This window comes from Streptomyces sp. NPDC051987, from assembly GCF_040680735.1.
In the GTDB taxonomy this organism is placed as follows: domain Bacteria; phylum Actinomycetota; class Actinomycetes; order Streptomycetales; family Streptomycetaceae; genus Streptomyces.
Map to the genome: position 1 here is coordinate 12,253 of NZ_JBFAXI010000037.1, position 13,454 is coordinate 25,706.

Consider the following 13,454-nt stretch of genomic DNA (forward strand, 5'->3'; position numbering starts at 1 on the left):
GGTCCGGCCCGCCACTGCTTCTCGTGTCTGCGGGGATTCTCATTTCTGCAGGACCGCCACGTCCTGGTCCGCCTCCGGCACGGCCACCGTGCCGCGGTCGTCCGGGAGGGTCTGGATCGTGAATCCCGGGACGCCCTCCTCGGTGGCCGCCAGGGTGCGGGCGCCGTAGACCGGGCCGCCGGAGACCGTCTCCACGGTCAGGGCGTAGGTGCCCTTCAGACCGGAGGGGACCGGGGCGTCGACGTTCTGAGTGGTGCCGGCCTTGATCGTGAACGTCTTGGACACCGCCGTGCCGCCCTCGCTGCCCGCCGACGCCGTGACCTTGACCTGGGCGGTCGCGGTGGGCGCGGTCAGCGAGAGGGTGGTGCCCTTGCCGCTGTTGTCGGCGGACGTCGCGCGCGTGCCGACCGGCGCGGTCGCCGGGATGTACGCGGTCTCCTGCTTGCCTCCCTTGGCGCGGGTGACCCGCAGGGCGGCCACCACCGGCACGGACTGGTCGCTCGGCGTGAGGATCAGCGAGCCTGCCTCGCCGCGCGTGACGTCGCCGAGGTCGGTCGCGGTGGTCATGCCCGACTTCACGTGCAGCGTCTCGTTGCCAGCCGGGGTGATCGTGCCGTCCGGGGAGGCCAGGCGCACCTTCAGGTCCGCGTCGCTGTCGCCGGTGGTGAAGGCGACCAGCCGGACGTCGGTGGCGTCCTTGGGGATGCCGGGCAGCACCAGGCTGCCGGACGGGTCGGCGGAGGCGGCCAGCCAGTCGCCGCCCGACTTGTCGTCCAGGGCCTGCACGCTGGCGCCGACCCGGCCGCTGCGCACGCTCACGTGCACGGTCAGGTCGGTCTGCTTCTCGTCGCTGAGCGTGGACAGCAGGACCGGCTCACTTGCGTGCGGCTGGACCGTGATGCCCTCTCCCACCGAGGACTTGAGCTGGCCGTCCTTGCCGTACAGCTCGATGTCGACGACGGCGGCGCTGTCGTCGGGGTTGGTGAGGTGCACGTAGTCGGTGCGGCCGGTGGCGGTGCTGGCGCCCGGGAACCAGAACTCGGTGTCGGCCGGGGTGCAGTTGACCCCCTGGAGACCGCGTCCGGTGCCCGCGGCCACCTCGGTGGTCTCCTGCACCGTCCAGCCCGGGGCGTACTTGCCCTCGGCGGTGCCCACATAGGCGGGCCCGTCGGCGCCGGAGGTGTCCGCGGTGGCCGGGGTGCCGGGCGCCTTGGGGGTCAGGACCGGCTTGGCGGCCTTCTTCTTGCCGCCGCTGCCGCCGGTCCCGTCCGCCGACTGCTCGGTGGCGGGCCGGAGTTGGGCCTTGCCGTCGCTCGTGGTGCCCTGGGTGACGGGCGTGAACGACGTGTACGAGGTGTCGGCGATGTCGGAGATGCTGGGCGCCGGGCACACCAGCGTGGTGCGCTCCACGGGCAGTTGGGCGGCCGCTTCGGCGGTGTGCGCCGAGGTGGTGGCCGGCTGGTCGAGCGCGGCGAACCCGGTGACCGCCGCGAGGGCGGCCGTACCGGCGAGCAGGGACAGGGTGGTGCGGTTCACTGCTGGCTCCCGTCGTGGTGCTCGCCGCCGGTGCCGTGGTGGTGCGGGGCGGCCGGGTCGTAGGCGGGGTCGTAGCCCTGCTGGTACGTCGGGTCGTACGCCGCCTGCCCCTGCTGCCCGCCGTAGGCGTACGGGTCGTACTGGCCGGTCTGGTACGGGTCGTACGTCTGCTGGTCGTAGCCGCCGGTCTGGTACTGGCCGGAGCCGGCGCCCTGGTACTGGTCGGCGTAGCCGGTGTCGTAGCCGTCGGCCTGCGGGTAGGAGGCGGGATCCCTCTCCCAGGCTCGAACCTCCTCGCCCGGGGGCACCCCCATGTCGTACGACTGCTGGTGCGGGACCGTGACCGGGGGCTGGTCCTCCGACGGCGCCGGAGCGGCCGCAGGGACGACGTCGGTGCCGTCGGTGCCGTCCTCCGGGGCGAGCTCCTCCTCGGCCTCCGCCTGGGCGCGCAGGCGGCGGGCACGGCGGCCCTCGCCCTCGACGGCCTGGGCGGGGACGGGCTGCTCCTCGGGGAGGTCGTCGTCGACGTCGCGGCGGCGGCCGGGGAGGGCGAGGACGACCAGGACGACGGCGAGCGCGCCCTGCGCCCACAGCCAGGCGGTGTGCGTGAACGGCGTGTCGTAGGTGACGTCCAGCTTCCCGCCGGCAGCGGGGAGTTCGAAGCCCTGGGCCCAGCCGTCGACGGTGGTGCGGGTGAGCGGCTTGCCGTCCAGGGTGGCCGTCCAGTCCGGGGAGGCCGAGTCGGCCAGGCGCAGGACGCGGCCGTCGGCACCGGTCGGGATGGTGGTGTGGATGTCGACGGGTCCGGCGGGCACCGGGTCGGGCGTGCCCGAGCCGTTCGCCAGGACGATGCTCGCGCGGGAGACCTGCTGGTCGACGCGCCACAGGGCGCTGCCGTCCTGCTGGCTGAGCCGGGACAGGCCGGGCGTCGCGTCCAGCACGCGCGTGATGTCACGCGGCGCGCCCTTGTGGACGAGGACGTAGCGCACCGCGAATCCGCCGAGCTGTTCGGCCTGGTCGGCGCCGGAGCCGGCGACCAGGTTGGCGACGACCTTGTCGAGCTTGGCGTTCTCGCCGTCGGCCGCGGCCGCCTCGGCGTCTCCCATGCGTGCGCCGGCGCCGCGGACCAGCATGTAGCTCACGCGCGCGGTGCTGTCGCTGTCGAGGACGAGGGTGCGGACCTGGTCGCTGGTGGTGCTGTCCTCCGCGACGAACGCGGGCACCTGGCTCGGGTCGCGCCGCTCGACCGGGCCGTCGGCGCCCGCGATCATCCAGCCGGCGGCGAGCAGCAGCGGGCCCGCGGCGGAGGCGAACGCGATGAGCGCGGCCACCGGCTGGCGCCAGCCGAAGCTCTGTTCGGCGACCCGCGCACGTGCCCCGTCGGCGCCGAGCGCGGCGGCGGACAGGATGGCGATGCCGTAGACGAGGGTCGCGGGGCCGGCCCAGGCGGACTTGTTGGACAGGGCCGCGAAGACCAGGCCGACCAGGGCGACCGCCCAGGCGGTGCGGACCGCCGCCTGGCGCTCGGAGCGCAGCAGGGCGGCGAGCGCGGCCAGGACGATGCCGATGAGCATCAGCCCGTCGAGCGTGCCGGGGCCGCCCGGACTGGCGCCGAGCAGATCCAGGGCGGAGGCGGCCGAGGGGCCGTACTCCAGCCCGGCCTCCGTGAAGAAGCCGGACGGCAGCAGGGTCAGCGACCAGGGGGCGAGGACCAGCAGCGGGGTGCCGATCTGGGCCAGCAGCCGCAGGCCGGAGGCGACCAGGTCAGAGCGGCGGACGGCGAGCACGGCGAGGCCGAGGACGAGGGCGATCGGCCAGACGATGGGGGTGAACGCGGTGGTGATGGTCAGCAGCAGCGCGTACGCCCAGGTGGCGCGCCAGCTGCCCCGTGCGCCGGAGGGGTGCGCGAGGCCGCCGGCCGCGATGCCGGCGCGGGCGATCAGCGGCAGCAGGATCGCCAGGACGGCGGTGCCGATCCGGCCGCCCGCGAGGGCGCCGGTGGCGGCGGGCAGGAAGGCGTAGGCGATGGCCGCCCAGGCCCGCAGCAGGCGCGAGGTGACCAGCGGGCGGGAGGCGAAGTAGGCGGTGAATCCGGCGAGCGGTACCGAGGCGACCAGCAGGACGGTGACCGCGAGCCCGGTCGAGCCGAACAGCAGGGAGGCCAGGGAGGCGACGATCGCGAGGTACGGCGGCGCGGCCGGGGTGCCGCCGGCGCCGACCGCGTGCCAGGCGTCCAGGTAGCGCGACCACAGCTCGCCGGCGGTGTCCGGGGCGGGCAGCAGGGCGCCGCCCGCGAGCGCGCCGGAGCCGAGCAGGGCGCGGCAGGCGGCCAGCGAGATCAGCAGCAGCACCAGGAAGAGGACCGGGCCCGGTTTGCGGGCGACGCGCTTGAGGCGGGCGAACTGCTCGATCTCCAGGAAGTCGGCGTCGTCGCCGCCGGGCCCGGACTCGACGGCGCCGCCGTGCCGGCCGGCCGCGGAGATCTCGTCGTCGCCGCCGAAGAGGTTGCCCGCGAACTGCTCGACGGTGGCCCGGACGGTGGCGCCGGGCGGCGGGAACAGGGGGCGCAACTCGCCCTTGTCGAGCTGGGAGCGGCCGCGCCTGCGCCGCCCGGCGATGATCCGCTCGGGGCGCAGCAGGGTGCCCAGCAGACCGCGGATCTCGTCGAGGGCCTGTCCCGGGACCTTGCCGACGAGGTAGGCGACGGTGCGCAGCACGGTGCCGAGGACCAGGCGGAGCAGGATCCAGGGCAACGCCGCGGCGCGCGCGTTGACCAGCAGGGTGTAGATGGCGCCGGCCTTGTCGACCTTGTGCGGGGAGGCGCTGGTGCGGCCGGCGCAGTCGACGGTGCGGCGCTCGCGGGAGGCCGCCTCGGCGTGCCGTACGACGGCCTCCGGGGCGACCAGGACGCGGTGACCGGCGTTGTGCGCGCGCCAGCACAGGTCGACGTCGTCGCGCATCAGGGGCAGCCGGCGGTCGAAGCCGCCGAGCTCCTCGAAGACGTCGCGGCGGATCAGCATGCCGGCGGTGGAGACGGAGAGCACGGGCCGGACGTGGTCGTGCTGGCCCTGGTCCTGCTCGCGACGGTCCAGGCCGGTCCAGCGGCGGCCGGAGTTGGCGATGGTGACGCCGACCTCCAGCAGCTGCCGGCGGTCGTACCAGCCGCGCAGCTTGGGGCCGACGACCGCCACGTCGTCGCGGCCCAGCTCCAGCTCGTTGTCCACGACCCGCAGCAGCTGGGCCAGGGCGTCGGGTTCCGGGGCGCAGTCGTCGTGCAGCAGCCACAGCCACTGGACCGGCTCGCCGTACGGCAGCTCGGGCATGTCGTAGGCGTCGTCGCGCCACTGGCGGGTGACCGGGTCCCAGCCGCTGGGCCGCTTCAGGTACGGCAGGTCGTCCGGGGTGAGGACGGGCGCGGTGCGACTCGCCTCCTCGACGGCCTGGCCGAAGCCGGTGCGGCGGGCGAGGTGCAGGACGTTGGCGTCGCCGAGGGACGCGGTGAGCTGCTGGGCGGAGTCGTCCGCGCTGCCGGTGTCGGCCGCCACCGCGTACTGGACGGGGCGCTCCTGGCCGAGCAGCCCGGCGAGCGCGTCGGGCAGCCAGCGGGCGCCGTCGTGGGAGACGAGCACCGCGGTCACCACATGACGCGGAAACTCTGGTGTGGCAGCGGTGTCTTGGGCTGCCGTGTGGCTGTGCACGGACATCGAGGTACGGGCCCCGGTTCGATGGACTGCGGTGGACTCCTGCGCCCGCTGGTGGCGGCGAGGCGTCTCGGACGAGCGACCACACTATCGGCTGGGCATGTCGACGGCCCGCCGCCTGTGGATAACCCACCGGCGACGGGCCGTTCGCGCAGCTCAGATGTGTGCGTTGTGTGGACGTCCGGTTCGGGCACCCGGCTCGGCGCCGGTTTCGGCCGCCGTTTCAGACGGCGGCCTTCTTCAGGCGGCGGCGCTCCCGCTCGGAGAGCCCGCCCCAGATACCGAACCGCTCGTCGTTGGCGAGGGCGTACTCGAGGCACTCGGAGCGCACCTCGCAGGCGAGGCAGACCTTCTTGGCCTCTCTGGTGGAGCCGCCCTTCTCGGGGAAGAAGGACTCGGGGTCGGTCTGGGCGCACAGCGCGCGCTCCTGCCAGCCGAGTTCCTCGTCCGCGTCGTCGACCAGCAGTTGCTGCACCAGCTCGGTCATGTGCGCCCCTCGTCTGTCTTTCACGTCCCCGTGCCTGGCCGTTACCGATTTCGGCTGAACGACACGAGTGAAATTACAAGTGTGCTGCTCCGGGCGAGTCAAGCCGAGATCTGCTATTGGGCCCGTTATTCACTCTGCGGAACCAAGGCCGTGCGGAAAGTGTTCAAATCGCCATAAACCTTGACATGCAGACGAGACCCCGTGCGGGCCCCCGACCCCATACAGAGGTTGTACGGAGAAGGACGCCCAGACGTTCGATCGCGTTCCGAAGTGGCTCGCGCGCCCGGTTGTGCGCCATGTGTCCCGGGTACCCCCTGAGCAAACCTTTCGGCAGCGAGATCGACCGGATGAGGTGAACCGTGTCCCACATACCGGGCGTCGAGTTGACACGCGAGGTGTGAACCGATGTCCTTGTGGGCATGCTCGCGAACTTGGCACTCACCTCGACCCGCACCGCCGGGTCCCACGGTGCTGCCCGTGCTCGCTGTAGCTGTCGCTGTTCCAGCTGTTGAGCCGTAGCCGTATCCGACCGCTCCCGCTCCAGCTGCCGACCGAGTCCCCCGGACTCGGTCTTCGCTTTTCGTTCCCCGCTGACCTTCTTCACTGAGGAACCACCGCCCCCCATGAACAGCGACAACGACCTCCAGATCGCCGGCGACATCCTCGAAGTCGCGCACCTGCTGCAGCCCCCGCGCGAGCACCCGGTCACGGTGGCCGAGTTCGTCGGGCTCGCCCGCGCGATCGCCGACGACCGCCCGCAGTGGGAGCACCTCGTCCGGTACGACGCGACCAGCCGCTGGTACCACCGGCTGCGCACCGGACCGGGGTACGAGGTGTGGCTGCTGTCCTGGGTGCCCGGACAGGGCAGCGGACTGCACGACCACGGCCGCTCCTCGGGCGTGCTGACGGTCCTGGAGGGCGCGCTCACCGAACGCACCGAACGCGGCACGCGCTCCCTGTCCGCCGGCGCGCAACGGGTGTTCGCGCCGGGGTACGCGCACGAGGTGGTGAACGACGCGCTGGAGCCGGCGGTGAGCCTGCACGTCTACTACCCCGGGCTGACCGAGATGCCGATGCACACGGAGGCGGCGGCCGCCTGCGAGGCCGGTCCCGTGACTGCGTGACGCGTTGTCGGACCCGCCTGCGAGACTTGGCCCATGCGCATTGTGGTTCTGGCAGGCGGCATCGGCGGTGCCCGGTTCCTGCGCGGTCTGAAGCGGGCCGTGCCGGACGCCGAGGTGACCGTCATCGGCAACACCGGGGACGACATCCACCTCTTCGGGCTGAAGGTGTGCCCGGACCTCGACACGGTGATGTACACGCTCGGTGGGGGCATCGACGAGGAGCAAGGCTGGGGGCGGTCGGACGAGACCTTCCACCTCAAGGAGGAACTCGCCGCCTACGGGGTGGGACCGGACTGGTTCGGGCTCGGCGACCGTGACTTCGCGACACACATCGTGCGCACCCAGATGCTGGGCGCCGGATATCCGCTCAGCGCGGTGACCGAGGCGCTGTGCGACCGCTGGAAGCCGGGCGTGAAGCTGATCCCGATGACCGACGACCGGGTCGAGACCCATGTCGCCGTCGAGGTCGACGGCGAGCGCAAGGCCGTGCACTTCCAGGAGTACTGGGTGCGGCTGCGGGCAGGTGTGCCGGCCGAGGCGGTGGTCCCCGTCGGCGCCGAGCAGTCCAAGCCCGCGCCCGGCGTCCTGGAGGCCATCGCGGAGGCGGACGTGATCCTCTTCCCGCCGTCCAACCCGGTGGTCTCCGTCGGCACGATCCTCGCGGTGCCCGGCATCCGGGAGGCGATCGCGGAGGCCGGGGTGCCGGTGGTCGGCCTCTCCCCCATCGTCGGGGACGCGCCGGTGCGCGGGATGGCCGACAAGGTGCTCGCCGCGGTGGGCGTGGAGTCGACGGCGGCGGCGGTCGCCGAGCACTACGGCTCCGGACTGCTGGACGGCTGGCTGGTCGACTCCGTGGACGCGGGCAGCGTCGCGCGCGTGGAGGCGGCCGGCATCCGCTGCCGGGCCGTACCCCTGATGATGACCGACCTGGACGCGGCCGCGCAGATGGCCCGGGAGGCGCTCGCGCTGGCCGAGGAGGTGCGCGGGGCGTGAGGGACGCGACCGACGACACGACCGGCACGCCGGGGGCCGCCGACGCGACCGGCACGGCCGACGCGGTGCCCGGGTACCGGGTGTGGGCGCTGCCCGGGATCCCCGAGGTGCGGCAGGGCGACGACCTGGCGAAGCTGATCGCCGCGGCGGAACCGGGGCTGGCCGACGGCGACGTGGTGATCGTCACCTCCAAGATCGTCTCCAAGGCGGAGGGACGGATCGTCCGGGCGGCCGACCGGGAGGCTGCCATTGACGCCGAGACCGTCCGGGTGGTGGCCCGGCGCGGGGCGCTGCGGATCGTGGAGAACCGGCAGGGTCTGGTCATGGCGGCGGCCGGAGTGGACGCGTCCAACACCCCCTCCGGGACGGTGCTGCTGCTGCCCGAAGACCCGGACGCCTCGGCCCGCGCCGTCCGCGCGGGCCTGCGGGACGCGCTGGGCGTCAACGTCGGGGTGATCGTCACGGACACCTTCGGGCGGCCCTGGCGCTCGGGACTGACGGACGTCGGCATCGGCGCCGCGGGCGTGGCGGTGCTGGACGATCTGCGCGGGGGCGTGGACGCGTACGGCAATCCGCTGGTCGCCACGGTCGTCGCCACGGCCGACGAACTCGCGGCCGCCGGTGACCTGGTGAAGGGCAAGGCGACGGGGCTGCCGGTCGCCGTGGTGCGGGGCCTCGCCCACGTCGTGGCGGACGCCGGCGCCGACGGGGAGGGCGCGCGGGCACTGGTCCGGGACGCGGGCAGCGACATGTTCCGGCTCGGCACGTCCGAGGCGGTCCGGGAGGCGGTGACGCTGCGGCGGACGGTGCGGGCGTTCACCGACGAGCCCGTCGACCCCGCGGCCGTCCGGCGGGCGGTCGCCGCGGCCGTGACCGCACCGGCCCCGCATCACACGACACCGTGGCGGTTCGTGCTGCTGGAGTCGGCCGAGGCGCGCGTGCGGCTGCTGGACGCGATGCGGGACGCGTGGATCGCCGACCTGAGGAGGGACGGCAAGTCGGAGGAGTCCATCGCCAAGCGGGTACGGCGGGGGGACGTGCTGCGGAACGCGCCGTACCTGGTCGTGCCCTGTCTGGTGAGGGACGGCTCGCACACGTACGGGGATCCGCGGCGCGACGGCGCCGAGCGGGAGATGTTCGTGGTCTCGATGGGGGCCGCGGTGCAGAACTTCCTGGTCGCGCTGGCCGGGGAGCAACTGGGGTCGGCGTGGGTGTCGTCCACCATGTTCTGCCGGGACGTGGTGCGGGATGTGCTCGGGCTTCCGGCCGACTGGGAGCCGATGGGGGCGGTCGCGGTGGGGCAGGCCGCGGAGGCTCCGCGGGAGAGGGCGCCGAGGGAGGTCGGGGACTTCATCGAGGTGCGGTGAGCTGCTTTGCGGTGATCGTCGGCCGGTGCACGTCGTGGGGCGGCCCTGAAAGAGGGGGCGCTTGAGGCCCTAGGATGCGTTGAGTGGCTGGTCGGTTTGCTCCCAAGCCCACGCGTACGACGGTGCGGGGTGGGCAGGTCGTCGTGCCTGCCGGGGTTCCGAGGCAGGCGACCATGCCGGGGCGGGTCCGGCGGTGGAAACCCGACGGGGCCCTTGATCTGGGGCTGGTGCTGGGGCCGCTGCGGCGGGGGCCCGGCGATCCGACCTTCCGGGCCACCCGTGACGGGTCCGTGTGGCGGGCCAGTCTGACGCCCGTCGGGCCGGGGACGCTGCGGGTCGCGGTGTACGGCGGTGAGGTGCGAGGAGAGGCCTGGGGGCCGGGGGGCGAGTGGCTGCTGGAGCAGTTGCCGGAGCTGCTCGGTTCCGCCGATGACCCCTCCGTGTTCGTGCCCCGGCACCGGGTCGTGGCGGCGGCCCGGCATCGGCGGCCGGGGCTGCGGCTGACACGGACCGGGCTGGTGCTGGAGTCGCTGATCCCGTCCGTCCTGGAGCAGAAGGTCACCACCGACGAGGCGTACCGGGCCTGGCGGCTGCTGGTGCGGAGGTTCGGGGAGCGGGCGCCGGGCCCCGCGGGGGTGGGCGAGCGGCCGATGTGGGTGATGCCGGCGCCGCGCACCTGGGCGCTGATCCCGTCCTGGGAGTGGCACAAGGCGGGGGTCGACGACAAGCGGGCCTCGACGATTCTGCGGGCGGTGCGGGTCGCCGCGCGGCTGGAGCAGGCCGTGGGGATGGCGGCGGAGGCGGCGCAGGAGCGGCTTGAGGTGGTGCCGGGGGTGGGGCCGTGGACGTCGGCGGAGACCGTCCAGCGCAGTCATGGGGCGGCGGACGCGGTGACCGTCGGGGACCTGCACCTGCCGGGGATCGTCGGGTTTGCGCTGGCCGGGGACCGGTATGCCGATGACGAGGCGATGCTGCGGCTGCTGGAGCCGTATGCGGGGCAGCGGCATCGGGCGGCTCGGCTGATCCTGCTGAGTGGGCATACGCCGGCGAGGCGGGCGCCGCGGATGTCGCGGGGTGACATCGGCCGGTTGTGACGGGGGGCTGGGGCCGAGGGGTGGGGACGCTTACCGGCGCTGGCACGGTGCCTCCCCCAGCCTTCGGCCGGGGGGACCCCCAGCGCCCACCCGTGCCGCCCCAGCGGCACGACTGCCCGCGGCTGAAAATCGCCCAGCCCTGCCGCCCCAGCGGCACGACTGCCCGCGGCTGAGAACTCGCCTACCTGTACCGCCTCAGCGGCACGACTGTCCGCAGCTGAGCGGGGCTCGGTGGCGCGGCTGGCCGCGGCTGAGTTAGGGAGAGGCGGTGGGTGCAGCGCCCCGTCAGGGGCGCGGGGAACTGCGCGATCAGCCCCCGCGCGCCTGCGGGCGAAAGGCGACCGCACCACCCCAACTGGTGGAAGCGGACCGCACCACCCCTACTGGTCGGAAGAGAACCGCACCGCTCTCGCCGGGATCATCGCGTCGCACCACACCCTGGCGCCCTCGCGGAGTTCGTTGTCGGCGCCGATGACCGCCCCGTCGCCGATCACGGTGCCCGTGAGGACCGAACGTTCGCCGACGCGGGCGCGGTTGCCGATGAGGGAGTCGGTGATGACGGCCCCGGGTTCGATCACGGCGCCGGGGAGGATGGTCGAGCCGAAGACCCGGGCGCCCTCCGCCACGAACGCGCCCTCGCCCACCACCGTGCCCCCCGTCAGCTTCGCGTCCGCCGCCACCCGGGCCGTCGGGAGGACGAGGCGGTCGCCGCAGCGGCCGGGGACCGCGGGCGACGGGGCACGGCCCAGCACGAGGTCCGCCGAGCCGCGGACGAAGGCCGCGGGGGTGCCGAGGTCCAGCCAGTACGTGGAGTCCACCATGCCCTGGAGGTGGGCGCCGGCCGCGAGCAGTTCGGGGAAGGTCTCGCGTTCCACGGACACCGGGCGGCCCGCCGGGATCGTGTCGATGACCGAGCGGCGGAAGACGTACGCCCCCGCGTTGATCTGGTCGGTGACGATCTCCTCCGGGGTCTGCGGCTTCTCCAGGAAGGCCAGGACCCTGCCCGCCTCGTCGGTGGGCACCAGGCCGTACGCGCGGGGGTCCGTCACCTGGGTGAGGTGGAGGGAGACGTCGGCGGAGGTCGACTCGTGGGTGGCCACCAGGGCGCTGATGTCCAGGCCCGTCAGGATGTCGCCGTTGAAGACCAGGACCGGGTCGTCCGGGCCGGAGTGCAGCCGGGCGGCCACGTTGCGGATGGCGCCGCCGGTGCCGAGCGGTTCGTCCTCGGTGACGTACTCGATGTGCAGGCCGAGCGCCGCGCCGTCGCCGAAGTACGGTTCGAAGACGTCCGCCAGGTAGCTCGTCGCGAGGACGATGTGCTCCACTCCGGCCGCTCTGGCTCTGGCCAGCTGGTGGGTCAGGAACGGCACGCCGGCCGCCGGGACCATCGGCTTGGGCGTGTGGACCGTGAGCGGGCGCAGCCGGGTGCCTTTGCCGCCGACAAGGAGGATCGCTTCTGTCACCTGTCGTCTCTGCTTCCTGCCAGGACCGGCCGAACTCTCTGTCGGCCGGCCAGTGTATGCAGACCGTGCGACGGCGCCCTCGACGGCCGCGCGGTGCCACGCGGCATGGGTGTGCGGTTTCCCCCGACTGCCCCCGACGGCGGTGAACGCGGGCCCCGTGCTCAGCGTCCCTGCAGGCGCGCGGAGCTGGTGCGGGCCGAGCCGAGCTTGGCGTAGAGCTTGGCGCCTGGGCATTCGGTGGCGTACCCGTCCCTGTGGCCGGAGATCACGTTCAGTCGTACGTTCTTCCCCTTTGGGTAGAGATTGCCACCCCCGGAGGTCAGATATGTCTTTCCCTCCGGATTGGCCCCGAAGAGGCCGAGCTTCCACGCCGTGAGCCGGGCGACGGCGGTCACGGCGGCCGCGGACGGCTTGTGCGAGCCGTACGTGCCGATCACCGCGATGCCCATGCTGTGGTTGTTGAACCCGAGGGTGTGGGCGCCTCTGACGGCCTTCGCCACTCCCCCGGCGCGGCCCTCGTAGATGGTGCCGCACTTGTCGACGAGGAAGTTGTAGCCGATGTCCCGCCAGCCCATGCTCACGACGTGGTAGCGGTAGATGCTGCGGATGACGGACGGCGCCTCGGAGCAGCGGTAGCCGTTGCCGGAGGCGGTGTGGTGGACGAAGGCCGCCTTGATCTTCCCCGTGTAGACGAACCCCTTCTCGCGCAGTGACTCGTCGGCGCCCCAGCCGCGGCGGGTGACGATCCTCGGGCGCGGCCCGATGTACGGCTTGGCGGCCTGGGCGTCGGCGCCGTTCAGTTCGTGGAGCTCGCTTACGGTGTCCTCCCTGCTCAGCGCGGGGATCTCGGTGGCGGCGAACGACACGAGGCCGGCGTTGACCGCGGCCGCCTCGTCGGCCTCGACGTCGCTGCGGGGAGTGTCGGCGGGCGGGTCCTCCGACGGGGCGTCGTCGCCGGGGTCGACGAGTTCGAGGCGCAGGCCCGCCGGGAGCAGGTCCCGCCCGACGCCGGAGGCACCGGCGCCGTGCGGGACGGAGACGTCGTCAGTGGAAACGTCGTCAGTGGAGACGCCGGCGGCGGAAACGTCGGCGGCGGAAACGTCGTCAGCGGGGGCGTCGCCGAAGTCGTCGCCCGGGTCGTCGCCCGGGTTGTCGTCGGCGTCGGCGCGTACGCGTACGTCGACGCCGTTCGAGTCGCCCACCCACAGGGGCGCGGTGGCGCCGTGCGCCCGGCCGGGAGCGGCCTCCGCCGTGCCCGGGTCGGCGCCGTGGTCGGTGCTGTGCGTGTCGACGTCCTGCCAGCCCGACCAGTGGCCGGTGACGGCGGACCGGGTGCGTACCTGGACCGTGCCACGCAGTTCTCTCCGGGGGTCGTCCCAGATGACGCCGAGGAGCGAGAAGTGCCGTACGCCGACGCGGTACGCGCCCTGTTCGGGGGCCTGGCCGAGGACGCGTTCGCGGGAGCGCGGGGCGAGGGGGGTGAGGGGCAGCGACTGGGTGCTGCCGGGGAGGGCCGGCGTCCCGGTGGGGCGGCCGGTGGTCGTCGTGGTCCGCTCCGCGGGTGCGGCGGCCGCGGACGGCAGGTTCAGCACGGCCGGCGGGAGGGTGAGGGCCGCCGCGCAGGTGACGCCGATCGAGCAAGTCAGGAATCCACGCATGCCCCCGATACTGAACACAGTCAGAGTGAAG

At 73.5% G+C, this 13,454-nt stretch carries 9 protein-coding genes; 4 read left to right on the plus strand and 5 right to left on the minus strand.

What is annotated here, in order from left to right:
- Window positions 1–39 precede the first annotated feature (39 nt).
- The 3 genes from AB0M11_RS21040 to AB0M11_RS21050 form a co-directional block, all read right to left on the minus strand.
- Window positions 40–1,536, minus strand: coding sequence for a DUF5719 family protein (locus AB0M11_RS21040; protein ID WP_365707577.1), 1,497 nt, complete (start codon window positions 1,534–1,536; stop codon window positions 40–42).
- The gene (locus AB0M11_RS21045) at window positions 1,533–5,240 is read right to left on the minus strand and encodes a glycosyltransferase (RefSeq protein ID WP_365707579.1); all 3,708 of its coding nucleotides are present in this window, start codon (window positions 5,238–5,240) and stop codon (window positions 1,533–1,535) included. The genes AB0M11_RS21040 and AB0M11_RS21045 overlap by 4 nt, the downstream gene beginning before the upstream one ends.
- A gap of 220 nt (window positions 5,241–5,460) precedes the next feature.
- Entirely contained in the window at window positions 5,461–5,724 is a 264-nt protein-coding gene (locus tag AB0M11_RS21050; protein ID WP_003975777.1) for a WhiB family transcriptional regulator, read from the minus strand.
- A gap of 623 nt (window positions 5,725–6,347) precedes the next feature.
- On the opposite strand from AB0M11_RS21050, the gene AB0M11_RS21055 reads away from it, so the two are divergent.
- The 4 genes from AB0M11_RS21055 (at window position 6,348) to AB0M11_RS21070 (ending at window position 10,302) form a co-directional block, all read left to right on the plus strand.
- The gene (locus tag AB0M11_RS21055) at window positions 6,348–6,848 is read left to right on the plus strand and encodes a cysteine dioxygenase family protein (protein ID WP_365707581.1); all 501 of its coding nucleotides are present in this window, start codon (window positions 6,348–6,350) and stop codon (window positions 6,846–6,848) included.
- Window positions 6,849–6,881: 33 nt separating this feature from the next.
- Window positions 6,882–7,841, plus strand: a complete 960-nt coding sequence (gene cofD / locus AB0M11_RS21060) for a 2-phospho-L-lactate transferase (protein ID WP_365707583.1) — start codon at window positions 6,882–6,884, stop codon at window positions 7,839–7,841.
- Window positions 7,842–7,906: 65 nt separating this feature from the next.
- Window positions 7,907–9,208, plus strand: a complete 1,302-nt coding sequence (locus tag AB0M11_RS21065) for a coenzyme F420-0:L-glutamate ligase (RefSeq protein ID WP_365707688.1) — start codon at window positions 7,907–7,909, stop codon at window positions 9,206–9,208.
- A gap of 83 nt (window positions 9,209–9,291) precedes the next feature.
- The gene (locus AB0M11_RS21070) at window positions 9,292–10,302 is read left to right on the plus strand and encodes a DNA-3-methyladenine glycosylase 2 family protein (RefSeq protein ID WP_365707585.1); all 1,011 of its coding nucleotides are present in this window, start codon (window positions 9,292–9,294) and stop codon (window positions 10,300–10,302) included.
- Window positions 10,303–10,682: 380 nt separating this feature from the next.
- Here AB0M11_RS21070 and AB0M11_RS21075 read toward each other — a convergent pair whose 3' ends face one another.
- Both AB0M11_RS21075 and AB0M11_RS21080 read right to left on the minus strand, forming a co-directional pair.
- Complete coding sequence (locus AB0M11_RS21075) at window positions 10,683–11,765, minus strand: NDP-sugar synthase (RefSeq protein WP_365707587.1); 1,083 nt, start codon at window positions 11,763–11,765, stop codon at window positions 10,683–10,685.
- A gap of 161 nt (window positions 11,766–11,926) precedes the next feature.
- Window positions 11,927–13,423 carry a peptidoglycan recognition protein gene (locus AB0M11_RS21080; RefSeq protein WP_365707589.1) on the minus strand — a complete coding sequence of 499 codons (1,497 nt, stop codon included), beginning with the start codon at window positions 13,421–13,423 and terminating at the stop codon, window positions 11,927–11,929.
- Between the last annotated feature and the right edge of the window lie 31 nt (window positions 13,424–13,454).